Below are 22,512 nucleotides of genomic sequence, written 5' to 3'. Positions count from 1 at the left end.
AGCCGCACAGCGAAACAGCCCCGCGCCCCCAGGCACGTCCACTCCCCTTTCTTGCAGAACGAGGTTTGTCATGGTTGCGTCCAGCCTGAGTCGGCGTGCCGTTCTTGCCGGGACTGCGGCCGCTGCCGCGCTGACCGCCATCCCTGTAGTGCAGGGGCGTGCATACGGCGCCGAGGCCGCCGCCCCCACCTACCGCTGGCGCAACGCCGTCATCGGCGGTACCGGATTCGTCACCGGCGTCCTCTTCCACCCCTCCGTCCGCGGTCTCGCCTACGCCCGTACGGACATCGGTGGCGCCTACCGCTGGGACGACCGTGCCGCCCGTTGGACCCCGCTGACCGACCACCTCGGCTGGGACGACTGGAACCTGCTCGGCGTCGAGGCGATCGCCGTCGACCCCGCGCACCCCGACCGGCTGTACCTCGCCCTCGGTACCTACGCCCAGTCCTGGGCCGGCAACGGGGCCGTCCTTCGCACCGAGGACCGTGGGGTCACCTGGTCCCGGACCGACCTCGGCGTGAAGCTCGGGGCCAATGAGGACGGGCGGGGCACGGGGGAGCGGCTGCTCGTGGACCCGAGGGACAGTGACACGCTGTGGCTGGGGACCAGACATGACGGGCTGCTGAGGTCCACCGACCGAGGGGCCACGTGGGCAGCCGTGACCGGCTTCCCCGGCACCCCGAGTCCGAGTGGGCAGGGCGTCACCTTCCTCGTCGCCGCCGGCCGCGCCCTCTACGCCGGCTGGGGTGACTCCGACGGCACATCGGGCACGGCCAACCTGTACCGCACCGCCGACGGCACCACCTGGGAAGCCGTCCCCGCGCAGCCCTCCGGCGCCGCCGCCAAGGTGCCGATCCGCGCCGCGTACGACTGCCACACCCGCGAGCTGTACGTGACGTACGCCAACGCGCCCGGGCCCAACGGGCAGTCCGACGGCAGTGTGCACAAACTGGCCGTCGGCAAAGACACGTGGACGGACGTGACCCCCGTCCAGCCCGGCGGCAGTGACACCTTCGGCTACGGCGGGGTCGCCGTCGACGCCCGCCGCCCGGGCACCGTCGTCGTCTCCACCAACAACCGCTGGGCGGCGATCGACACCCTGTTCCGCACCACCGACGGCGGCCGCACCTGGACGTCTCTCAAGGACTCCGCTGTCTTCGACGTGTCCGAGACCCCCTTCCTGAAGTGGGGCGCCGACGCGCCCAAGTTCGGCTGGTGGATCCAGGCCGTCGCCGTCGACCCGTACGACTCGAAGCACGTCGTCTACGGCACCGGCGCCACCCTCTACGGCACCCGGGACCTGAAGCACTGGGCCCCGCAGATCCGTGGCCTGGAGGAGGCGTCCGTGGTCCAGCTGGTCTCGCCCCCGGTCGGGGAGGCGCACCTGCTGAGCGGGTCCAGGGACATCGGCGTCATGTACCACGAGCGGCTCACCGCCTCGCCCTCGCGCGGCATGGCGGCGAACCCCGTGTTCGGGTCGGCGACGGGGCTCGCCCAGGCCGCGGGCAGACCCGAGTACGTCGTCCGCACCGGCTGGGGCGACAACGGCAACGGCGCCGGCTCGAACGACGGCGGACGGACCTGGGCGCCCTTCGCGGCCCAGCCCACCATCGCCCACGACGCACCGGGGCCGATCGCCACCAACGCGGACGGCAGTGTGCTGCTGTGGTCCTTCGTGCACTGGGACGGCACGAAGTACGCGGCCCACCGCTCGGCGGACAACGGCGCGACCTGGTCCGAGGTCTCCTCCTTCCCGAAGGGCGCCACGCCGGTCGCCGACCCGGCCGATCCGACGGTCTTCTACGCGTACGACTCCGACACCGGAACGCTGTCCGCCAGCACCGACAGTGGCCTCACCTTCACCCGGCGTGCAGGTGGGCTGCCCTCCGGCGACAGTCAGTTCAAGCTGGTCGCGGCCCCGGGCAGGTCCGGTGACCTGTGGCTGTCCACCAAATGGAACGGCCTCTTCAGATCCACCGACGGGGGCGCGAGCTTCTCGAAGGTCGACAGCTGCTGGGCCTCGTACACCCTCGGCTTCGGCAAGGCGGCCGACGGCGCCGACTACCCGGCGATCTACCAGGTCGGCTCGACGGAGGCCATCACCGCCGTCTACCGCTCCGACGACGGGGCGAGGACCTGGGTGCGGATCAACGACGACCAGCACCAGTGGGGCTGGACCGGCGAGATCATCGTGGGTGACCCGCGTGTGTACGGCCGCGTCTACCTGGCCACCAACGGGCGCGGCATCCAGTACGGGGAGCAGGTCTGATGCCGCGAATCAGTGACGCCACCCGTGGCCGCATCCTCTTCGGCGGCGACTACAACCCCGAGCAGTGGCCCGAGGAGACCTGGTACGAGGACGTCCGGCTGATGAAGGACGCCGGCGTCAACTCCGTCACCCTCGGTGTCTTCTCCTGGGCGAAGCTCGAACCGGAGCCGGGAGCCAGGGAGTTCGGCTGGCTGGACCGGCTGATGGACCTGATGCACGAGAACGGCATCGGAGTCGTCCTCGCCACCCCCACCTCCTCGCCTCCGCCCTGGCTGGGCCGCCTCCACCCGGAGACCCTGCCCCGCGACGCCGAGGGCCGCGTCGAGTGGTGGGGCGGCCGACAGCACTTCTCGCACTCCAGCGCCACCTACCGCCACTACGCCGCCGCCATCACCGAGGCCCTGGCCGCCCGCTACGCCGGCCATCCCGCCCTCACCATGTGGCACATCAACAACGAGTACTGCACCTTCGACTACGGCGACGAGGCGGCCGCCGCCTTCCGTCGCTGGCTGCGCGAGAAGTACGGCACCCTCGACGTCCTCAACGCCGCCTGGGGCACGGCCTTCTGGAGCCAGGGCTACGACAGCTGGGACGGCATCCTGCCCCCGCGCCACGCCCACTACATGAAGAACCCCACCCAGGTGCTCGACTTCCGGCGCTTCACCTCCGACATGCTGCTGGAGTGTTACACCGCCGAGCGTGACATCGTCGCCCGGCACACCCCGGACATCCCCGTCACCACCAACTTCATGCCGCTGTGGATCGGTCAGGACGCCTGGCGCTGGGCCGAGGAGGAGGACGTCGTCTCCGTCGACCTCTACCCCGATCCGCGCGATCCCCTCGGCGCCCAGAACGGCGCCCTGGTCCAGGACATGACCCGTTCCCAGGCCCGCGGCCCCTGGATGCTGATGGAGCAGGCGGCGGGGCCGGTGAACTGGCGCGGCGTGAACCACCCCAAGCCGCGTGGCCTCAACCGGCTGTGGTCCCTCCAGGCCGTGGCCCGTGGCGCGGACGCCGTCTGCTACTTCCAGTGGCGCCAGTCCCGCCAGGGCGCGGAGAAGTTCCACTCCGGGATGGTCAGTCACGCGGGGGAGCGGGGGCGTACGTACCAGGAGATCAAGCAGCTCGGCGCCGAACTCGCCCGGATCGGCGGCGAGGTGGCAGACAGGCACAGCGTCTCCGACGTGGCGATCCTGCACGACTGGAACGCCTGGTGGGCGGGGGTCCAGGAGGGCTGCCTGTCCACCCAGGTCGACACTCCGGCCGTCCTCGGCGCCTGGCACCGAGCCCTCTGGGAGGCGAACGTCACCACCGACTTCGCCCACCCCGAGCACGACCTGTTCGGCTACAAGCTGGTTGTCGTCCCGCAGCTCTACCTCCTCACCGACGCGGCGATCGAGAACCTCCTCGCGTACGTCCGTGGCGGCGGCACCCTCGTCTCCGGGTTCCTGACCGGTGTCGCCGACGAGGACGACCGGGTGCGTTCCGGCGGCATGGACGCCCGGCTGCGCGAGCTGTTCGGCATCCGCACCCTGCACGAGTGGTGGCCGCTGGACGCGGGGGAGACCGTCGAGTGCGACGGCTTCCGGGGCACGCTGTGGTCGGAGGAGATCGAGGCGGTCGACGACGTGACCGAGACGGTCCCGTACAAGGGCGGCGAGCTCGACGGACTGCCCGCGGTCCTGCGCAAGGGCCGCGCCTGGTACGTCTCGACGCTCCCGGAGCCGGAGGCGCTGCGTTCCCTGCTCACCGGCGTCGCCGCCGCCGCGGGCGCCCGGCCGGTGCTCGACGGGCTGCCCGCCGGGGTCGAGGCCGTGCGCCGCGGTGAGCTGCTGTTCCTGCTCAACCACGGGCGCGAGCCGGTCACCGTCGCCGTCCCGGCTCCCCACGAAGACCTGCTGACGGGGGACACGGTCACGGACCGGATCACCCTCGGGCGCTACGGAGCGGCGGTGCTGAAGCCATGACATCCGGTCCCGTCCACGGCACCTGGGAGCCGGCCCCGGCCACCCGCTGGGAGGACGCCTTCCTCAGCGGCAACGGCCACCACGGCGCCCTTGTGTTCGGCGACCCGAACGTTGACCGTGTCATCGTCACCCATCACACCCTCGTCCGCCCCAACGGCGGCGAACACGCCCGGCCCCCTCGGCTGGCCGCCGAACTGCCCGCGCTCCAGGACCGTTTGCTCGCCGGCGAGCTGACGGCCGCCGAGAGCTTCACGGACGGACGGCCGCTGCAATGGGTGCAGCCCTTCCACCCCGCCTTCCGGACGGAGCTGCGCGGCCCCACCGGCACCTGGCACCGCTTCCGTCGGACCGTCGACTTCACCACCGGCGAGGTGACCGCCCACTGCGGGGACCGGACCAGCCGCGTCTTCGTCTCCCGCGCGGACGACGTGATCGTCCAGCACGTCACCGCCCCGGACCTCACCCAGGACATCTTCCTGGACCACCGTCTCCCGGGCGCACCCGACGGCCTGGGCGTCGGCCACGGCGCCCTGCGCACCCCCGACGGCGCGCTGCTCACGCTCCGTGTCCGCTACCCCGGCAGCGACCGCGCGTACACCGGAGTGAGCCTGGTGGTGGTCGAGGGCGGCAGCACGACCCTCGCCCCGCCGGGCGCCCGGATCGAGGGCGCCACCTCGGTGCTGCTCCTCACCCGGGTGCGGCGGCACACCGGCGAGCTGGACGTCGCCGAGGAGGCGCGAGCCCTGCGCGCCCTGCTCACCGAGCAGCCGTACGAGGACCTCCTCGACCGCCACCTCGCTCACCACCGCACCGCCTACGACCGCGTCACCCTCGACCTGCGGGCCGACCCGGCCGAACGCGCCCTGGCAGGATCCGAGCTGCTCAAGCAGCCCCACAGCGCGGCCCTCCTGGAGCGCCTCTTCGCGGCCGGCCGCTACCACCTGCTGTCCGCCGGAGGCCTGCTGCCGCCCCGCCTCACCGGTCTGTGGACCGGCGACTGGGACACGGCGTGGTCCGGCGCCTTCACCACCAACGCCAACCTCAACCTCCAGACGGCCTCGGCCACGGCCGCCGCACTGCCCGAAGTCACCGAGGCGCTCGCCCGCCTCGTCCACCGCCAGCTCCCCGACTGGCGGGAGAACGCCCGCACGATCTTCGGCGCCCGCGGTGTCGTCGCCCCCTCCCACACCGACGGCGAGTCCGGGCTCACGTACCACTTCAGCCGGGAGTACCCCCTCCACCTGTGGACCGCCGGCGCCGACTGGCTGCTCAAACCGCTCGTCGACCACGACGAGACACGCGGCGAACGCGACCCGCGCACCGCCGCCGCTCTCGCCGAAGTCGCCGAGTTCTACGAGGACTTCCTCACCCGCACCGACGACGACGGCCACCTCGTCGTCGTCCCCTCCTACTCGCCCGAGAACCGGCCCGCCAACGCGAGCTGGGGTGCCATCGACGCGGCCATGGACCTCTCCGCGGCCCGGCACGCCCTGCTGACGGCGGCCGCGTACCACCCCGAGCACGCCGACCGCTGGCGCGCTCTCGCCGACCGGCTGCCACCGCACCGGATCAACGCCGACGGAGCGCTCGCCGAATGGGCCCGCCCCGGCCTGGACGACACCTACGACCACCGCCACCTCAGCCACCTCTACGGCGTCTGGCCGCTCGACGAGATCAACCCCTACGACACCCCGGACCTCGCGGCCGCAGCGCACCGCGCCCTCGAACTGCGCGGCGCGGAGAACGACTCGGCGCACGGCCACCTCCACCACGCCCTGATCGCGGCCCGGCTCAGGGACGCCGGCCGGGTCGCGCACGCGCTCGCCGACGTGGTCGGCGGTGACTTCTTCCACGACTCCCTGATGAGCGCGCACTACCCCGCCCGCGACGTCTACAACGCGGACGCCGCGCACGCCCTGCCCGCCGTGCTGATCGAGATGCTCGTGCAGTCCACCCCCGACCGGCTGGTCCTGCTGCCCGCGCTCCCGGCCGGCCACCCGGCGGGCGAACTCCGCGGGGTGCGCACCCGGTTCGGAGCCGGACTGGACCTCGTCTGGACCCCCGAGGGCGCCACGGCCGTCCTCAGACCGACCCGCACCCACCGCATCGAACTCGTGACTTCCTCCGGCATGCAGCCGCTCGACCTCGTCGCCGGAGAAGACCACGTCCTCACCCTGGGGACGTGGTAGCCCCCGCACCTCCCCCCACCATGGAAGGGACACCATGGCAACACGCACGCTCGGTAAGGTCGCCAAGGCGCTGCTCGCCCCGGCCCTCGCCCTCGGTGCCACGGTCGGCCTCGCGTCGGCCCCCGCCTCCGCCGCCGTCTGGAGCTCCTGCGACCAGTGGGGCAACACCAGCCTGAACGGCTACACGCTCTACAACAACATCTGGGGATCCGGCGCCGGCAGCCAGTGCATCTGGGCCAACTCCGGCACCAGCTGGGGCGTCTGGGCCAACCACCCCAACACCGGCGGCATCAAGTCCTACCCCAACTCCAAGAAGGTGATCAACAAGTCGATCACCTCGCTCTCCTCGCTCACCAGCAGCTACAACGTCACCGTCCCGTCCTCCGGCGCGTACAACACGTCGTACGACATCTGGGACACCGACTACGACTACGAGATCATGCTCTGGGTCAACAAGACCGGAGCCGTCGGCCCGCTCGGCACCTCGCAGGGCAACGTGACGCTCGGCGGCCACACCTGGACCGTCTACAAGGGCAACAACGGCGCGAACGACGTCTTCTCCTTCGTCCGCACCTCGAACTCGTCCTCCGGCACCGTCGACGTCCTCCCGATCCTCAAGTGGATCAAGGACACCAAGGGCTGGTTCGGCAACGAGACCATCGGGGACGTGCAGTTCGGCTTCGAGATCACCTCGTCGTCCGGGGGCCTGGACTTCGCGGCCAACAACCTGACGGTCAGCAGCAGCTGACCAGCGTGAGCACATGAGCGTGCGGCCGGTCCCTCCCCTGGGGACCGGCCGCACGTCCTTTCTCCGACGCGGCTACTCCGCTACGGGCAGCCGCGCCCCGTCCCGCAGGAACAGCGGGATGCGGTCCAGCGGGGCGTCGACCGTCACGGCCGCACCGCCCTCGTACGTCTCACCCGTCCATGCGTCCGTCCAGGTCGCGCCCGCCGGGAGGTACGTCGTGCGGGCCGTGGCGCCCGCGGTCAGCACCGGGGCGACGAGGAGGTCGCGGCCGAACAGGTAGGCGTCGTCGACCGACCAGGCCGTCTGGTCCTCGGGGAACTCCAGGAACAGCGGCCGCATCGTCGGCAGCCCCTCCTCGTGGGCCTCGCGCATGACCTTCAGCACGTACGGCTTCAGACGCTCGCGCAGCCGCAGGTACATCTCCAGGATCGCGCCGGCCTCCTCGCCGTACGACCACACCTCGTTCGGGCCGCCGGTCATCTCCGGGCCCAGCGGCATGCCGGGGTCGCGGAAGCCGTGCAGGCGCATCAGCGGGGACAGCGCGCCGAACTGGAACCAGCGGACCATCACCTCGCGGTACGCCGGGTCGTCCGGGTCGCCGCCGTGGAAGCCGCCGATGTCCGTGTTCCACCACGGGATGCCCGACAGCGCGGTGTTGAGGCCGGCCGCGATCTGGCGGCGCAGGGTCGCGAAGTCGGTGCCGATGTCGCCGGACCACAGGGCGGCGCCGTAGCGCTGGCTGCCCGCCCACGCCGAGCGGTTGAGGCTGATGATCTCGTCGTCGCCGGAGCCGGCCGCCCGCAGGCCCTCGTAGAAGGTGCGGGAGTTCTCGGCCGGGTAGAGGTTGCCGACCTCCAGGCCCGGGCCCGCCCAGTAGCGCAGGTTCTCCTGGAAGCCCGGCTTCAGCTCCGGCTCGCAGGCGTCCAGCCAGAACGCCGTGATGCCGTACGGGTCGAGATAGTTCTCCTTCACCCGCGACCAGACGAACTCCCGTGCCTCGGGGTTCGTGGCGTCGTAGAAGGCGACCTGGACGGCGGAGGCGACCTCCTTGTCCGGCCAGTCGGCGTGCGCCATCGGGCCGTACTGGGTGCCGATGAAGTAGCCGTTCTGCTCCATGAGCTGGTGGTTCTCCGACAGCGGGGAGACGGACGGCCAGACGCTCACCACCAGCTTGATGCCGAGCTCTTCCAGCTCGCGCACCATCGCCGCCGGGTCCGGCCACTCCTTCGGGTCGAACTTCCACTCGCCCAGGTGCGTCCAGTGGAAGAAGTCGCAGACGATCGCGGAGATGGGCAGTCCGCGCCGCTTGTACTCCCGCGCCACGGCGAGGAGTTCGTCCTGGGTGCGGTAGCGCAGCTTGCACTGCCAGAAGCCCGCCGCCCACTCCGGCAGCATCGGCGTACGACCGGTCACCGCGCTGTAGCGGCGCTGGGCGTCGGCCGGGTCGCCCGCGGTGATCCAGTAGTCGATCTGGCGGGCCGAGTCCGCCACCCACCGGGTGCCGTTGCCGGCCAGCTCCACGCGGCCGATCGCCGGGTTGTTCCACAGCAGGGTGTAGCCACGGCTGGAGGTGAGCACCGGGATACCGACCTCGGCGTTGCGCTGGACCAGGTCCAGGACCAGGCCCTTCTGGTCCAGCTTGCCGTGCTGGTGCTGGCCGAGGCCGTACAGCTTCTCGTCGTCGTAGGCGGCGAAGCGCTGCTCCAGGCGGTGGTAGCCGTTGCCGACCGGGGTGTACAGGCGCGGCCCCGGCCACCAGAAGTGGGCGCGCTGCTCCGCGAGCAGCTCCGAGGAGTCGTCGGTGCGCAGGAAGCGGATCTCGCCCTCGACGTCGACCTCGACGGTCAGGGCGCCGACGGTCAGCCGACCGGTCCCGCCCTCGATCTTGACGGTGCTCTCGGTCGCCGGCGCGTCGGCCGACAGCGCGCCGGGCAGTCCTTCGAGGACCGGTCCGCCGAGCCGGGCGCGCACCCGGACCGCGTCCGGGCCCCACGGCTCGACGCGTACGGTCTCCTGGCGGCCGCTCCACTCCAGCGCCCCGCCCCGCTCGCGGAACGTACCGAGGGTGGGGGACGACTGCGCGAGGCTGACCTTGGGCGGGTTTTCGGCAGGCTGATTCACGTGGAGTGCTCCTGTGCTCCTGGAGGAGTGCAGACATGACGGTGCCCTGGCAGGGCACGGTGGTGTGGTCTGGTGTGGTGCGCCGGCTCCGGCGTCAGGACGCGGCCGGCGCCGGTCCCGAGCTCGCCCGGACCGTCAACTCAGGGGCGAGCAGCACGACTTCGCCGTCGCCCCGGCCGTCCAGCTTCGCGACCAGGTGCTCCACGGCGTACCGGCCCATCTCCTGCGCCGGGATGGCCACGGAGGTCAGCCGCACCGAGGCCTGGACGGCGACCTGGTCCGGACAGATCGCGACCACCGAGACGTCCTCGGGCACGGCGCGGCCCTGCTGGCGCAGCAGCGCGAGCAGCGGTTCGACCGCCGACTCGTTCTGTACGACGAACCCCGTGGTGCCCGGGCGTTCGTCGAGGATCCGGGCCAGCGTCACGGCCATCGCGTCGTATCCGCCCTCGCACGGCCGGTGCAGCACCCGAAGGCCCAGTTCCCGGGCACGGGCACGGAGTCCGTCGAGCGTGCGCTCGGCGAAGCCGGTGTGCCGTTCGTAGACCGCGGCGGCCTCGCCGATGACAGCGATGTCGTGGTGCCCCAGCTTCGCCAGATGCTCCACGCACAACGCGCCGGTCGCGCTCCAGTCCAGGTCGACGCAGGTCAGTCCGGAGGCGTCGGCGGGCAGACCGATCAGGACGGACGGCTGGTCGGTGTCGCGCAGCGGCGGCAGCCGTTCGTCGTCGAGCTGGACGTCCATCAGGATCATCGCGTCGGCGAGGCCGCTGCCGGTGATGCGGCGGACGGCGTCGGGGCCCTCCTCGCCGGTGAGCAGCAGGACGTCGTATCCGTGTGTGCGGGCCGTGGTGGCCACCGCGATGGCGATCTCCATCATCACCGGCACGTACATGTCCGTGCGCAGCGGGATCATCAGCGCGATGATGTTGGATCTGCTGCTGGCGAGAGCGCGGGCGCCGGCGTTGGGGTGGTAACCGAGCTCCCGGATGCTCTGCTCGACCCGCTGCCGGGTGGTCGCGGAGATGGACCGCTTGCCGCTGAGGACATAGCTCACCGTGCTCGCCGAGACTCCGGCGTGCTGGGCGACCTCGGCGAGGGTGACCATCCAGCTCTCCAAGCTTTGTGAAGCGCTTCGACAGTGCGCATTGCGAACAAGGGCGGGTGAGGGTGGTTCGACAGTAGCCCTAGCAGGAGTGGGTGTCCATAGGTGTCGAAGCGCTTCGACAGCTTTTCCCTACGGCCGGCCTGCAGGGCTTTTACGACTGGCCCGCAGGGCTTCTCGAGACCTGCCCGTAGGGCTTTTCGTGAGGGTGGGGCAACCTGCGCGGCCGTCGGTGGCCATTGAGAGGACGTACCTGAACCGTCCCCCGGAAGGACCCTCGATGCAACACCGCAGGCCCCGCCTGTCCAAGGTGGCTGCACGGCAAGAACACCACGTCTCCGGCATCGAGGCGGGCGGCGAGATCTTCAAGGGATCCGGCCGGCTGGACACCAAGGCGTATTCCGTCGGCATCGGCTGAGACCGGCCGCGTGTCTCGAACACCAGCCCGCCCCCGTTCACCCCGTGTCATCATGGCGTTCACGGTGGCGCCGGGGGGCGGTGCCGCGTGGGGACACGAGGGGGGCTCGTGGGGACGACGGTGCTGGGGGAGTTGCGCGGGGCGCAGAAGTCGGCGAAGGGGGTGTCGCTGTACTCGCGGTACGTGAACCGGCCCGCGGGCCGGTTGCTGGCGGCGGGCGCGTATCGCGTCGGACTGACGCCCAATCAGGTCACGTTGGTCAGCGCGGCATTCACCTTCGGCGGCATCGCGGCCGTGGCGCTCGTACGGCCTTCCTGGCCGCTGGCGGTGCTGGTGTATGCGGCTCTCGTGGTCGGCTTCGCCTTCGACTCGGCGGACGGGCAGCTCGCCCGGCTCACCGGGAAGGGCGGGCCGGCGGGGGAGTGGCTCGACCACGTGGTCGACTGCGCGAAGATGGTCGCGCTGCACACGGCCGTACTGATCGCCTTCTACCGCTTCTTCGACCTTCCCGGTGCCGGCTGGCTGTTGCTGCCGCTGGGCTTCCAGTTCGCGGCCGTGCTCACCTTCTGCGCGGGTCTGCTGACCGAGCAGCTCAAGCGAGGCCGGGCCGCGGCAGGCGCCCCGGCGGCTCCGCCCTCCCGGCTGCGGGCCGTTGCCCTGCTGCCGGTGGACTACGGGGTCTTCTGCCTGGTGTTCCTCACGCTGGGAGCGCCGCAGGTGTTCCGGGCGGCCTACGCCGTCCTCGCCGTCGTGCACACCCTGTTCCTGGTGGCGTTCCTCGCGAAATGGTTCAGGGAGCTGTCCGCGCTTCGCCGGATCCCGGCGTGACCAGGGCGTCCAGCGCCCTGCCCAGCAGGGTGCTGGACGTGTGGACGGTGTACGGGAAGTAGACGACCTCCACACCGACCTTGGCGAAGTCGCGCTCCAGCTTCCGCCCCTTGTCGGTGCCCCGCCAGTCGTCCCCCTTGAAGATCACGTCGAAGCGGACCTGCTGCCAGGTCTCCAGCTTGTCCGGGACGGTCTCGACGAACGCGGCGTCCACATGGCGGACGCTGCGCACGATCTCCAGTCGTTCCGGCAGCGGGACCACCGGGCGGCGTCCCTTGGCGAGTTCGGCCATCTCGTCGGAGACCACCCCGGCGACGAGGTAGTCGCACTGGCTGCGGGCGTGCCTCAGGATGTTCAGGTGGCCGATGTGGAACAGGTCGTAGACGCCGGGCGCGTAGCCGACACGATGGACCATTGCGTTCTCCCCCCACAGTGAACGTCAATCCGTCAACATCAGGTGATGGTCCAACGACCTTACTGTGAAGCCCACCTGGAGATCTGGTGAACGGTTAAGGTGGTCAGGGATCGCTTCTGGGGGGAAGGGGACCGGCGTTGACCGGAGTTGAGCCCACGCATGCCCGTATCGAGCACGACACTCTCACCGGCCGCTGTCTGCTGCTGGTGTCCACCAACTACGCGCCCGAACACACGGGCATCGGCCCGTACGCCACGCAGCTCGCCGAGCACTGGGCCGCGCGCGGCGCCGACATCCATGTCCTCGCGGGCATGCCGCACTACCCGTCCTGGCGCCTCGACCCGGACTACGCGGGCCGCTGGCGCGCGCGGGAGTCGCGGGGAGGGGTGACCGTGCACCGGCGAAGGCACACCGTGCCCGCACGGCAGACCGCCCTGCGCCGGGCCCTGTTCGAGGCCTCACTGCTGTGCCACCAGCTCGCCGCGCCGCCCCGCATGCCCCGCCCGCACGCGGTCGTCGCGCAGCTGCCCAGCCTCGCCGGCGCGGTGGCCGCGGCCCGTATCGCCCACCGCCACCGGGTGCCGTTCGTGCCCGTCGTGCAGGACCTGATGGGGGCGGCGGCCGCGCAGAGCGGGATCAGCGGTGGCGACAAGGCGGCCGCCGTGGCCGCGCGGGCCGAACGGTACGCGCTCGGCCGGGCGGCGCTCGTCGGCGTCATCCACGACACCTTCCGGCCGCGCGTCGAGGCCTTGGGTGTCGACCCGTCCCGCATCCGGCTCGTCCCCAACTGGTCCCACGTGGAACGCCCTTCGCGCCCGCGCGGTGAGACCCGGGCCCGGCTCGGCTGGCCCGAGGGCCGCCAGGTCGTCCTGCATTCCGGGAACATGGGCCTCAAGCAGGGCCTGGAGGTGCTCGTCGACGCGGCCCGGCTCGACCCCGAGGTGGACTTCGTCCTGATGGGGGACGGAAACCAGCGGACGGCACTCGAGGAGCGCGCCCGTTCCGTGCCCAACCTCCGCTTCCTGCCGGCCGCCGAGACCGCCGACTTCCCGGACGTCCTCGCCGCCGCGGACGTCCTCGCGGTCACCCAGCGGGCGTCCGTCCTCGACATGAGCGTGCCGTCCAAGCTCACGTCGTACTTCGCCGCCGGGCGGCCGGTGCTCGCGTCCGTCGCCGCCGAGGGCGGTACGGCCGACGAGGTACGCCGCTCGGGTGCGGGCGTCCTGGTCCCGCCCGAGGACCCCGCGGCACTGCTGAACGCCGTACGGGAGCTGGCGGCCGATCCCGGGGCGGCCGACCGGCTCGGGGCCCATGGCCCCGCGTACGTGGACGAACGGCTCAGCCGCGCGGCCGGACTCGGCCGGCTGGACGACCTGCTCGCCGAGGTACTGGACAGGGGCACCACCGTGCACGAAGGGGTACGACGCACATGAACGAAGAGGCACACGGGCAGCAGGACGAACCGGAGCTCCTGCGCGATCAGGTCCAGCAGATCGTGCGGCACCGTGTCCTGATCGCCGGCGGACTGCTCGCCGGACTGCTCGCCGGGGGCTGGTTCGCCTACGGGACGTCGGCGACGTACGAGTCCTCCAGCGAGGTCCTGGTCCGGGCGGCGACCATCAACCCGTACGCGACCAACGGTGTCGCCGTCGACAAGCAGATCAACATCGGCAGCGAGCGGCAGACGGCCGCCGGCAACGCCGTGGCCGAGCGGGCCGCCAAGAAGCTGGGCGCGAGCGCCGCCGACATCGGTGACCTGCAGCGCCACCTCCAGGTCACCAACCCGTCCGACACGCTGGTCCTGAAGTTCACCTACGTCGGCGACACCCCGAAGGAGGCCGCCCAGGGCGCCAACGCGTTCGCGCGTGCCTACCTCGACTACCGCGAGACGCTGACCACCGGCACGGTCGCCAAGATGATCGCCGGCTACAAGAACCAGCTCGACCCGCTCGCCCAGCAGCGCGAGAACCTGCTCGACCAGATCGACCGGCTCCAGGACGACACCGAGAAGGGCACCGCACTGGCCGCGCAGGCCAACCTGCTCAGCCAGATCACCGAACTCACCAACGACATCAGCGAACTGAAGGCCCTGGACACCACCCCCGGCTACGTCACGGTCACCGCCGAGCGGCCCACCGAGGCGGAGGGGCTGGGCACGCCGATGCTGATCGCGCTCGGCGGGGTGGTCGGCCTGGCCCTGGGACTGCTCGGCGCCTGGCTACGGATGATCTTCGACCCGGCGGCGCGCTCGGCCGAGACCGTCGCCCGCGCCCTGCGCGCGCCGGTGCTGGGCAGTCTGCCCCGGGTTCCCGACGGGCCGCTGCTCGCGGCCGGGCGGGCGGACGGCAACCTTGCCGAGCAGTACCGCTCGGTGGCCTTCCGGCTCGCCTACGACCGGCACTTCGCCGACCGCCGCCGGCTGCTGGTGGTCGAACCCGGCGGCGAGGGGGCCACGGCCGCGTCCGTCGCCGTCAACCTGACCGCCTGCTTCGCCGAGACCGGCATGTCGGCCCTGCTCGTCGAGGCCGACCTGCGCCACCCCGACCTCGCCGACCGGCTGCCTCAGGCGCCGGGAGCCCGGGGGCCCGGATGGGCGAACGGGCAGGCGGATGGCATTCCATGGCCCGGCGGCCGGCACATCGTCGTGGACGCGGGCGAGTCCGGCACCTTCGAACTCGTCCCCGGCACCCGCGTGCCGCACGTGGCCCGCACCCTCACCTCCGCGGCCACCACCCGTCTCATCGACCAGGCGGACGCGCCGAACACCACGGTCGTGGTCCTCGCCCCGCCCGTCCTCTCCTACGCCGACGCGCTCGCCCTGGTCGACCGGGTCGACGGCGTGGTCGTGGTGTGCGATCCGCGCACCGTTGCCCGTACCGCCCTGGAACGCATCCGCGAGCTCATCGACGGGGCCGGCGGGCAGGTCCTCGGCGCGGTCCTGCACCCGGCCGGACGGCAGCGCAAGGCCCGCCGCCGGGAGGGCCCCAGCACCGCCGCACCGGGGCCGGAACCCGTGCTCCCCGCCCAGCCGGTCACCCGCGACACCCTGTCCTCGGGCACCCGGTGAGAGTCGCGTGAGGGCGCGCACGGCGCTCCTGTGCTCCGTCCTCGACCAGGCGGTGAGCGCGCTCACCAACATCGCCGTCCTGGTCTTGGTCGCCCGGCACGGCGAGGCCGACACCTTCGCCCTGTTCGCCACGGCGTACGTGGTGTTCAGCGTGCTCCTCGGCGGTTTCGGGGCGTACGTCGGGCAGGAACTCGTCCTGCACCGCGGCGAGCCGGACACCCTGCGGCAGGTCTGCCGCAGCGCGCCCGCGTTCACCGCGTGCGCCTCGACCGTGCTGGGCGTGCTGCTCGCCGGGGGAGCGGCGACGGCGACGGCGGACGCGGCGGTGTACGCGGCGCTCGGCCTCGTGCTGCCGGTCACCCTCACCCAGGACACCCTGCGGTACTGCTTCTCGGTCCTGCGCAAACCCCAGTACGCGTTGCTGACCGACCTGTTGCGGCTGGCCGCCGTACTGCCCGCCCTGGCCGTGCAGCCGGACGGCTCCTCCGCGGCCCGTACGACGCTGGTCTGGGGCTTGTCCGCGCTGCCCGCCCTGCTGCTGGCCCTGGCACTGCTGCGGCCGCATGTGTCGGGCGCGCGCATCGACCTCAGGCGCTACGTCGTACGCGGCCACCTGGGCCGCCGCTTCCTGGTCGAGTTCGGTGTCGGCAACGCCACCAGCCAGCTCGCCGTGCTGGCCCTCGGCCTCTTCGCGACGCCTCTCGCGGTGGGCGCGCTGCGCGGTGCGACCACTTTGTTCGGGCCGCTCAACGTGGCCTTCAACGCGGCCACCGGCTTCGGCCCGCCCCTGCTCAACCGCCATCACGCGCCCCGCCGGGCCGCGTTCCTCGCGGGCACCGGCCTCGCCGCCGTCGCCGCCGGCTGGGCCGCCGTCCTGTACGCGCTGCCCGCGCGCTGGGGCAGCCAGCTCCTGGGCGACACCTGGGAGTCGGCCGCCGGGGTCCTGCCCGCGACCGGCGCCCAGTACGCGGCGATGGCTTTCGGCGTGTGCGGGCTGCTCGCCCTGCGGGTGCTCTCCCCACGCGCCACCCTGCCCGTGCAGCTGGTGTTCTCGCCGGTGTCGGCCGGGCTGCTGCTCGCCGGCTACGCGTGGACCGGCGTCGCGGGTGCCGCCTGGGGTCTGTGCCTCGGCTCGGTGCTGAAGGGGGCGGCCGCGTGGGTGTGGGCCGCCCGGACGCCCGAGGGGACGGGGGCGGTCAGCGCAACTGCCGCCACCGCTCCGGGCGTAGCGTCGTGATCAGTGCCAGGCACATCATCCCGACGGCGACCCGTCCGGAGGCCTGCAGCAGCGGCCCCCTCAGCAGGATGAAGGAGTAGCCGGCCACGAGCGGTACGGCGAGGGTGAGGATGCTCGCCGGGCCGGGCCGCGTCACGGCGTGCGCATAGCGCCGGTCGACCCGGGCCGACGCCCAGCCGATCAGCCCGAACCCGGCCACCATGCCCAACGGTCCGAAGTCCAGCCAGAGTTCGGTCCACAGGGGCGAGGAGCGGTTGGTGTTCGTGGCCGCCATCCACTCGCTCACCAGCACCCCGGTGTCCTTCGGTTTCTCCGTCCACACCGACCGGGGCACGAAGAACAGTACGGAGCCGGCCAGCTGGCGGCCGTAGGTGTGGCCGTTGCCCGCGTCCGCGTAGGTGAGGGTGTTGGCGAACATCGTCATCTGGTCGTAGTCCTTGAGCACCAGCGGGTCGAGCACCGAGGTCGTCTCCGTGGTGCGGGTGTTGGCCGCGTCGTAGCGGAACTTGTCCGCGAACGGGAAGATCAGCACGGCCGCCGCGACGCCCAGGGACAGCGCCGCCCGGTACATCGTCGGACTCTGCGGGAACACCGTGAACAGCAGGGCGAGCAGGACGGTCAGGAACCAGTAACGGGGGTTCGAGATCGGGTTGTTGACGATCGCGTTCAGCCCTACGAGCGCGACCAGGGTGATCCACGGCAGCGGCCGGCTGCGCGCTCGTGGCGAGGTGATCAGCCAGCGGGTCGCCACCATCAGCGCGAGCAGTGCCGGCACCGTGCCGAAGCCGCGCAGGATCGCCGTACCGGCCTGCGAGCCGGCGCTGGACACCCCGCTGTTCTCGATCGACTCGGTGATCTCCATCCGGCTCGCGAAGAACACCGCGAGCCCGCCGAGCTTCAGGATGAACAGCCCGCTCCCCGTGAACGCCACCGCCACGAGGACGGCCAGCCGCCGGCGCGAGACCATCGCGGGCCGGAACGCCGTACGGGCCGTCGGCCGCGCGCCCGGCCGCACCAGCAGCGCCCCCACGTCGAAGGCCGCGCACGCCACCAGCACCAGCGCCACCGCCAGCGCCAGGTCGGACCGCGAACCCGCCACCGGCACCGGGGTCTTGCCCACCACGTCCTGCGCGAGCGGCGCGATGCCCATCGCCATGTAGACGAACAGCCAGAACGTGCCCTGGAGCAGCTTGCGATGCCGGCCGAGGATCATCGCGGACAGCCGGGTGCCCGCGTACACGGTGAGGACCAGCTGGAGCCAGAACGCCTGGTCGCGCAGGCCCGCGCCCGGCTGCAACGCGACGAAGGCGGGCATCAACACGGTCAGGCTCAGCACCAACGGCAACGCCAGCACACGCCGCAGCGCGCCCCGCGGTGAACTCCGCAGCACGGCCGTCGGGTTGGCGTGCGGCGGTGATACGACAGTCGGTGTTCCCGCCGCCATAAATCCCCCTCCATTGTTCGTTCACAGAGTCTACGGATTTGTGTGCGAAAGGGGTGCGGAATCCGTAGGCTGGATCACGTCTGAGGGGGGTAACTCTTGCGCGATCTACGGACGTTCACGCTGTCCGGATACGACAAGGGGCGCGGGATCGCGATCCAGGCGCTCTGGTTCTGTGTGATGAACACGCTGTTCATGGCGTGGTTCTGCCCGGCCCGGCTGCGCGTCGCCCTGCTGCGGGCCTTCGGGGCGCGGATCGGCGAAGGCGTGCTGATCAGGCACCGGGTGCGGGTGCTGTGGCCATGGAAGCTCAGCGTCGGCGACCACACCTGGATCGGTGAGGGCGCCTGGCTGCTCAACCTCGAACCGATCACCATCGGCTCCCATGTGTGCCTCTCCCAGGAGGCGTTGCTGTGCGCCGGCAGCCACGACCACCGCACCACCGACTTCCGCTACCGCAACGCGCCCGTCCGGATCGAGGACGGGGCATGGATCGCGGCGCGGGCGACGGTGCTGGCGGGGGTGACGGTGGGCCGGCACGCGGTGGTCGCCGCGGGCACGGTGCTGGGACACGACCTGCCCGAACTGACTCTGCACACGGCATCGGGCACACGAGCGCTGAAGGAGCCCACCCCGTGAGAGCGCTGCACGCCGTCACCCTGCACACACCCACCCAGGCCTTCGGCGGTCCGGTCCGGGTCGCCGTCAATCTGACCGGGGGGCTCGCCGCGCGGGGCGTGGAGACCCGGATCGTCGCGCTCGGCTCCGGCTTCGACGGGCCGCTCCCGGCCGACGTGGACGGCCGGCCCGCCCGGCTCTACCCCGCCCGCCGGGTCCTGCCCGGCGCCGGCTTCAGCGGGATCACCTCACCGGCCCTGCTCGCCGGCGCCCGCCGTCTGGTCCGCGAGGCCGACGTCGTCCATGTCCACCTCGCCCGCGACCTGGTGACCCTGCCGGTCGCGCTGGCCGCCCTGAGCGCGGGCCGCCCGCTGGTGGTCCAGACGCACGGCATGGTCGACCCCAGTGACAAGGCGCTGGCCAAGCTGCTCGACGCCGTCGCCGTGCGCCGGGTACTGCGCCGCGCGGACGCCGTCCTGCACCTCACGTCGTACGAACGCGGGGCCCTGAACAAGGTGCTGGGCGGTGAGGACCCCGGCAACGGCATGCGACTCGTCAACGGTGTGCCCGCACAGGACCGCCGTCCCCGCCCCGACGGGCCGCCCCGCCTGCTCTACTTGGCCCGGATGCAGGCCCGCAAGCGCCCGGCGGACTTCGTCGCCGCCGCCCCCGAGGTGCTGCGCCACCACCCCGACGCCCGTTTCGTGCTGGCCGGGGCCGACGAGGGGGAACTCGGCACGGCGCTGAAGCTCGCCGAGTCCCTGGGCGTGTCCGATTCCGTCGACTACCTCGGCACCCTCGCTCCGGGCGCCGTCCTCGGCGAACTGCGCAGAACCCATGTGCACGTCCTGCCGTCGGTGGACGAGCCGTTCCCGATGTCCGTCCTGGAGGCGCTGTCGGTGGGCGTCCCGTCGGTGGTGACCCCGACCAACGGCCTGGCCGACGACCTCGGCCGCTCGGGGGCGGGGCGGGTGGCCAGGACCCCGGAGGCCCTGGCCGCCGAGATCCTCGCCCTCCTCGATCCCGCCGCCCATGACACCGCCTCCGAGGCGGCCTGGCAGCTGTCCCGTACGTCCTTCTCGCTGGAGGCGGTCGCCGACCGCCTCCACACGCTGTACGGCTCTGTGCTCAGACCCGGCCCCAGGCGTAACACCCGTTGGACGTGAAGGTCCTGGTGCCCTTCTTGACGGTGATCGTGTGCTTGGTGCCGGATGTTCCGTCGAGGGACCACGAGCAGTCCTTCGTCGGGGTCAGGGCGCGGTAGGTGCCGGGTGCGGGATCGCTGTGCGTGCCGTCCCCGTACCCGCCCTCGGCGTCCTGGACGAGTGACTTGAGGTCCGGGCACAGGCCGTTCACCGCGTCCTCGGCCCCCGCGATCTCGCCCGCGACGATCGCGCCCACCACCGCGTCCCGGTCGATCTTCGCCGTGGCCGCGAGCCGGTCGCAGGTCTCCTGACCGGCCTGCAGGATCGCCGCCGGATCGGTCCCCTTGGGGACGCGCCCGGACAGGTACTTCTTCTCCTTCTTGGTGAACGACCCTGTGGCCGGGGTGAGCTGGTCGTCGGGAACGGTGTCCTTCGGGCCCAGGGAGGAGCCCTGAGAGGAGACCTCGGAGGAGCCCTCGGACGACTGGGCCGCCACGGACGACGAGCCGGACGGAGACGATCCGGACGATGACGGAGAGGGCGCCGCCGAGGCGGCCGGGTGCGGAGTGCTCCCGGCCGCCTCGGTGTGCTGCCCGCCCCCGCTGCCGCACGCGGCGAGCAGGGGCAGGAGCAGCAGCGCCGCCAGGGCGCCACGCCTCATGAGGCCGTCCCCAGCGAGTAGTGCGAGGCGACCTGACTGGCCGTCAAGACGGTGTTGTACACCGCGACTTCGTCGATCAGCCCGGTGTAGAACCGGCTCGACGGCACATTGGTCCAGGAGTCCAGGTTGTCGCCCCCGACCCTCCAGTACCCACTGGACTGCTGGCTGCCGGTGACGAAGGCGTTGGACGTGCGCAGTGTCCCGTCCACGTACAGCCTGATGCCGTTGCCGCCCTCGGTGGCGACCACATGGTGCCAGGCACCGTCGTTGAACGACTGGGTCGTGGTGATGGTCCTGACCGCGCCCGGGTAGACGCCGAAGACGAGCCGCCCGTTGTTGGTCATGTAGATGTGCTTGTCATAGACCGTGGACGTCAGCTGCACCTTGTTGGCGAAGCCGATGAGCTTGCCGCCGGTGGTGCTGGTGGTCTTGAACCACAGCTCCAGCGAATAGGCGGACGGGGTGCTGTGCACCTTGTCGCTGTACGTCCACTGGCTCGACGAGCCCGTGTAGCGCACCGAGGAGCCGGACTTGGCGGCCCCGTCCGCGACGGCCTGGGCGGGCGCGTTCCAGTGGACGCCGCTGTCGTCCCCGGCGGAGCTGTCGGCGGCGTACGGGTTCGAGGTCTCGTTGAACCGCCAGTACAGCGAGGCACCGTCCCCGCGGACGGCCGACGCGTAGCTGTCCGACGCGCTCGCCACGGTCACCGACTGGGCGGTGGACTTGGACGTCGTGTTCGTCCCGTCCGAGGCACTGATCCGGTAGGAGTGGGTCTCGCCCGCCGCGACGCTCGTGTCCGTCCAGGTGAGCTGGGGGCGGGACCAGGGCAGCGAGGTGCCGCTCACCGTGTACACCGGGGTGGTCGCCCCGTCCTTGAAGACACGGTAGGTCAGGGCGCTGTCGTCGGTGTCGTAGCTGGAGCGCCAGTGCACCGCGACCTGCCCCGCCTCGACGCTCTCCACCTTGACCTGCGGGACGGTCGGCGCCCCGGTGTCCGGGCCCGAGGACACCCGGGTCAGGGACTGCTGGGCGGTGCCGTTGACGGTGGTGAACTCGCCGCCCACCCAGAGGTAGTCCGTGCCCCCGGACGGGGCCAGGGTGAACACGCGCGGCCCGATGCCCTCGCCGATGCCGTCGTTGGTGTCCGGGGCCCAGCCCACGAACGTCGGGTCGGACGTGCCCTCGGCGAGCAGATGGTGGCGCTGCCCGTCCGGGAACTCGTTCATCGAGGAGCAGTCGTGGGCGTGCGACGCGCTGTAGATGAGGCCCTGGTACAGCTGCAGGGCCTGGGTGGCGCCCAGGCAGGTGTCGCGCCAGCGCTGCGCGAAGGTGTCCGGTTCGAAGGCCGTACGCCCGTCGAAGACCCCGCCGCCGGTGCCCTCGCTCGCCGTGTACACGCCCGTGGCGTCGGCGGTGATGTCCTTGACGACGGAGGTGTCCGGGAAGAAGCCCCTCGGGTACGCCTTCGTCACCGCGCCCGTCGTGGCGTCCGTGACGGCCAGCGCGTGCGAGTCGCTGCCGTTGACGGTGAAGAAGTCGCCGCCCACCACGACATGCTGCCCGTCCGCGGTGACCTCGACCGCCCGCCCGGGTTCGTCCGCGTTCGCCGTCCAGGCGGTCAGCGCCCCGGCCGTGTCGATGGCGGCGAACCGCTCGCGGGTCTCGCCGTTGACGGTGGAGAAGTCCCCTCCGAGGTACACCGTGGAGTCCGTGACGGCCAGCGCCCGCACGGTGGCGGCCACCGCCGGATGGAAGTCCGCGCGGGGCGTGCACGTGTCGATGTCGATCGCGGCCAGGCTGTTCACCCCGACCCCGTTGACCGCGCCGAAGTACCCGCCCGCGTACAGGGTCTGTCCGTCCGGCGAGACCGCCAGCGCCCGGACGGTCGCGGTGCCGTCGCCGACCGTGAACGACAGGGAGCAGCCGGTGGGTGCGCCGGTCGCCGCGTCGAACGCCGCGAAGTTCACCGCGGACTGCTCGGTGTCTGCCCCGGCGGCCGCGCCGGAGGGCCGGATCGCCGAGAAGGTGCCCCCGGCGAACACCTCCCCGCCGGCCTGGGCGAGCGCGTACACGACGCCGTTGGTCTGCCAGGTGGTCAGGTCGTCGGCGGTCAGGGCCACCGGCGGGGTGAGGGCGGCCGCGTCGGGAGCGGCGAGCGGGACGCTCAGCAGGGGAGCGGCCAGAGCGAGCGCCAGCGCGGCGAGGCTCCGGCGGGGTCTGGATCTGCGGCTCATGGGTCTCGGGTGCGTGGATCTGCGGTGCATTGGTTCTCCTTGCGATACG

General features: G+C 71.9%; 17 protein-coding genes. 11 read left to right on the top strand and 6 right to left on the bottom strand.

The genetic code is table 11. The features are described from left to right. The first annotated feature begins 70 nt into the window (after positions 1-70). From ABT114_RS24095 to ABT114_RS24080, 4 genes are read left to right on the top strand one after another with little or no spacing between them, the layout of a single operon-like run. The gene (locus tag ABT114_RS24095) at positions 71-2,269 is read left to right on the top strand and encodes a 1,4-beta-glucanase (RefSeq protein ID WP_351144915.1); all 2,199 of its coding nucleotides are present in this window, start codon (positions 71-73) and stop codon (positions 2,267-2,269) included. Then, a complete protein-coding gene (locus ABT114_RS24090) occupies positions 2,269-4,236 on the top strand; it encodes a beta-galactosidase (protein ID WP_351144914.1) in 1,968 nt (655 codons plus the stop codon). The genes ABT114_RS24095 and ABT114_RS24090 overlap by 1 nt, the downstream gene beginning before the upstream one ends. Beyond that, on the top strand, positions 4,233-6,425 hold the full coding sequence (locus tag ABT114_RS24085) for a glycosyl hydrolase family 95 catalytic domain-containing protein (protein ID WP_351144913.1): 2,193 nt from the start codon (positions 4,233-4,235) through the stop codon (positions 6,423-6,425). The genes ABT114_RS24090 and ABT114_RS24085 overlap by 4 nt, the downstream gene beginning before the upstream one ends. Before the next feature lie 34 nt (positions 6,426-6,459). Further along, a complete protein-coding gene (locus ABT114_RS24080) occupies positions 6,460-7,173 on the top strand; it encodes a glycoside hydrolase family 12 protein (protein ID WP_351144912.1) in 714 nt (237 codons plus the stop codon). A 72-nt stretch (positions 7,174-7,245) separates the two neighbouring features. Here the strand turns inward: ABT114_RS24080 and ABT114_RS24075 are convergent, their stop codons facing one another. Both ABT114_RS24075 and ABT114_RS24070 read right to left on the bottom strand, forming a co-directional pair. After that, on the bottom strand, positions 7,246-9,294 hold the full coding sequence (locus ABT114_RS24075; RefSeq protein WP_351144911.1) for a glycoside hydrolase family 31 protein: 2,049 nt from the start codon (positions 9,292-9,294) through the stop codon (positions 7,246-7,248). A gap of 94 nt (positions 9,295-9,388) precedes the next feature. Beyond that, positions 9,389-10,402, bottom strand: a complete 1,014-nt coding sequence (locus ABT114_RS24070) for a LacI family DNA-binding transcriptional regulator (protein ID WP_351144910.1) — start codon at positions 10,400-10,402, stop codon at positions 9,389-9,391. A 277-nt stretch (positions 10,403-10,679) separates the two neighbouring features. On the opposite strand from ABT114_RS24070, the gene ABT114_RS24065 reads away from it, so the two are divergent. Beyond that, positions 10,680-10,817, top strand: a complete 138-nt coding sequence (locus ABT114_RS24065) for a hypothetical protein (RefSeq protein WP_351144909.1) — start codon at positions 10,680-10,682, stop codon at positions 10,815-10,817. Positions 10,818-10,925: 108 nt separating this feature from the next. Continuing rightward, positions 10,926-11,645, top strand: a complete 720-nt coding sequence (locus ABT114_RS24060) for a CDP-alcohol phosphatidyltransferase family protein (protein WP_351144908.1) — start codon at positions 10,926-10,928, stop codon at positions 11,643-11,645. On the opposite strand, the gene ABT114_RS24055 is transcribed toward ABT114_RS24060, so the two are convergent. After that, a complete protein-coding gene (locus ABT114_RS24055; RefSeq protein WP_351144907.1) occupies positions 11,608-12,060 on the bottom strand; it encodes an FAD synthase family protein in 453 nt (150 codons plus the stop codon). The genes ABT114_RS24060 and ABT114_RS24055 overlap by 38 nt on opposite strands. 203 nt (positions 12,061-12,263) lie before the next feature. On the opposite strand from ABT114_RS24055, the gene ABT114_RS24050 reads away from it, so the two are divergent. Genes ABT114_RS24050 through ABT114_RS24040 form a run of 3 tightly spaced genes read left to right on the top strand, consistent with a single transcriptional unit; the run spans position 12,264 to position 16,364 of the window. Further along, positions 12,264-13,493 carry a glycosyltransferase gene (locus ABT114_RS24050; RefSeq protein WP_351145034.1) on the top strand — a complete coding sequence of 410 codons (1,230 nt, stop codon included), beginning with the start codon at positions 12,264-12,266 and terminating at the stop codon, positions 13,491-13,493. Next, complete coding sequence (locus ABT114_RS24045) at positions 13,490-15,127, top strand: lipopolysaccharide biosynthesis protein (RefSeq protein WP_351144906.1); 1,638 nt, start codon at positions 13,490-13,492, stop codon at positions 15,125-15,127. The genes ABT114_RS24050 and ABT114_RS24045 overlap by 4 nt, the downstream gene beginning before the upstream one ends. 7 nt (positions 15,128-15,134) lie before the next feature. Further along, positions 15,135-16,364 (top strand): MATE family efflux transporter, encoded by a 1,230-nt coding sequence (locus ABT114_RS24040; RefSeq protein WP_351144905.1) that lies wholly within the window; start codon positions 15,135-15,137, stop codon positions 16,362-16,364. On the opposite strand, the gene ABT114_RS24035 is transcribed toward ABT114_RS24040, so the two are convergent. After that, entirely contained in the window at positions 16,324-17,808 is a 1,485-nt protein-coding gene (locus ABT114_RS24035) for a hypothetical protein (RefSeq protein ID WP_351144904.1), read from the bottom strand. The two genes, ABT114_RS24040 and ABT114_RS24035, sit on opposite strands and share 41 nt — an antisense overlap. A gap of 96 nt (positions 17,809-17,904) precedes the next feature. On the opposite strand from ABT114_RS24035, the gene ABT114_RS24030 reads away from it, so the two are divergent. Beyond that, positions 17,905-18,444 carry a WcaF family extracellular polysaccharide biosynthesis acetyltransferase gene (locus ABT114_RS24030; RefSeq protein ID WP_351144903.1) on the top strand — a complete coding sequence of 180 codons (540 nt, stop codon included), beginning with the start codon at positions 17,905-17,907 and terminating at the stop codon, positions 18,442-18,444. Continuing rightward, positions 18,441-19,589, top strand: coding sequence for a glycosyltransferase (locus ABT114_RS24025; RefSeq protein ID WP_351144902.1), 1,149 nt, complete (start codon positions 18,441-18,443; stop codon positions 19,587-19,589). Before ABT114_RS24030 ends, ABT114_RS24025 begins: the two co-directional genes overlap by 4 nt. Here ABT114_RS24025 and ABT114_RS24020 read toward each other — a convergent pair. Both ABT114_RS24020 and ABT114_RS24015 read right to left on the bottom strand, forming a co-directional pair. Next, positions 19,552-20,229 carry a hypothetical protein gene (locus tag ABT114_RS24020; protein WP_351144901.1) on the bottom strand — a complete coding sequence of 226 codons (678 nt, stop codon included), beginning with the start codon at positions 20,227-20,229 and terminating at the stop codon, positions 19,552-19,554. The two genes, ABT114_RS24025 and ABT114_RS24020, sit on opposite strands and share 38 nt — an antisense overlap. Continuing rightward, positions 20,226-22,463 (bottom strand): LamG domain-containing protein, encoded by a 2,238-nt coding sequence (locus tag ABT114_RS24015; protein ID WP_351144900.1) that lies wholly within the window; start codon positions 22,461-22,463, stop codon positions 20,226-20,228. The genes ABT114_RS24020 and ABT114_RS24015 overlap by 4 nt, the downstream gene beginning before the upstream one ends. Positions 22,464-22,512: the final 49 nt, after the last annotated feature.

The organism is Streptomyces sp. NPDC002088 (assembly GCF_040296605.1).
Lineage (GTDB): Bacteria > Actinomycetota > Actinomycetes > Streptomycetales > Streptomycetaceae > Streptomyces.
This window is presented reverse-complemented; position numbering and strand designations above follow the sequence as displayed.

What these genes read in the sequence shown, in the direction of transcription:
- ABT114_RS24055 (WP_351144907.1), bottom strand. Translation starts at nt 12,060, where the DNA reads ATGGTCCATCGTGTCGGCTACGCGCCCGGCGTCTACGACCTGTTCCAC.
- ABT114_RS24090 (WP_351144914.1), top strand. Translation starts at nt 2,269, where the DNA reads ATGCCGCGAATCAGTGACGCCACCCGTGGCCGCATCCTCTTCGGCGGC.
- ABT114_RS24070 (WP_351144910.1), bottom strand. Translation starts at nt 10,402, where the DNA reads ATGGTCACCCTCGCCGAGGTCGCCCAGCACGCCGGAGTCTCGGCGAGC.
- ABT114_RS24095 (WP_351144915.1), top strand. Translation starts at nt 71, where the DNA reads ATGGTTGCGTCCAGCCTGAGTCGGCGTGCCGTTCTTGCCGGGACTGCG.
- ABT114_RS24035 (WP_351144904.1), bottom strand. Translation starts at nt 17,808, where the DNA reads ATGGCGGCGGGAACACCGACTGTCGTATCACCGCCGCACGCCAACCCG.
- ABT114_RS24065 (WP_351144909.1), top strand. Translation starts at nt 10,680, where the DNA reads ATGCAACACCGCAGGCCCCGCCTGTCCAAGGTGGCTGCACGGCAAGAA.
- ABT114_RS24020 (WP_351144901.1), bottom strand. Translation starts at nt 20,229, where the DNA reads ATGAGGCGTGGCGCCCTGGCGGCGCTGCTGCTCCTGCCCCTGCTCGCC.
- ABT114_RS24080 (WP_351144912.1), top strand. Translation starts at nt 6,460, where the DNA reads ATGGCAACACGCACGCTCGGTAAGGTCGCCAAGGCGCTGCTCGCCCCG.
- ABT114_RS24085 (WP_351144913.1), top strand. Translation starts at nt 4,233, where the DNA reads ATGACATCCGGTCCCGTCCACGGCACCTGGGAGCCGGCCCCGGCCACC.
- ABT114_RS24045 (WP_351144906.1), top strand. Translation starts at nt 13,490, where the DNA reads ATGAACGAAGAGGCACACGGGCAGCAGGACGAACCGGAGCTCCTGCGC.
- ABT114_RS24015 (WP_351144900.1), bottom strand. Translation starts at nt 22,463, where the DNA reads ATGAGCCGCAGATCCAGACCCCGCCGGAGCCTCGCCGCGCTGGCGCTC.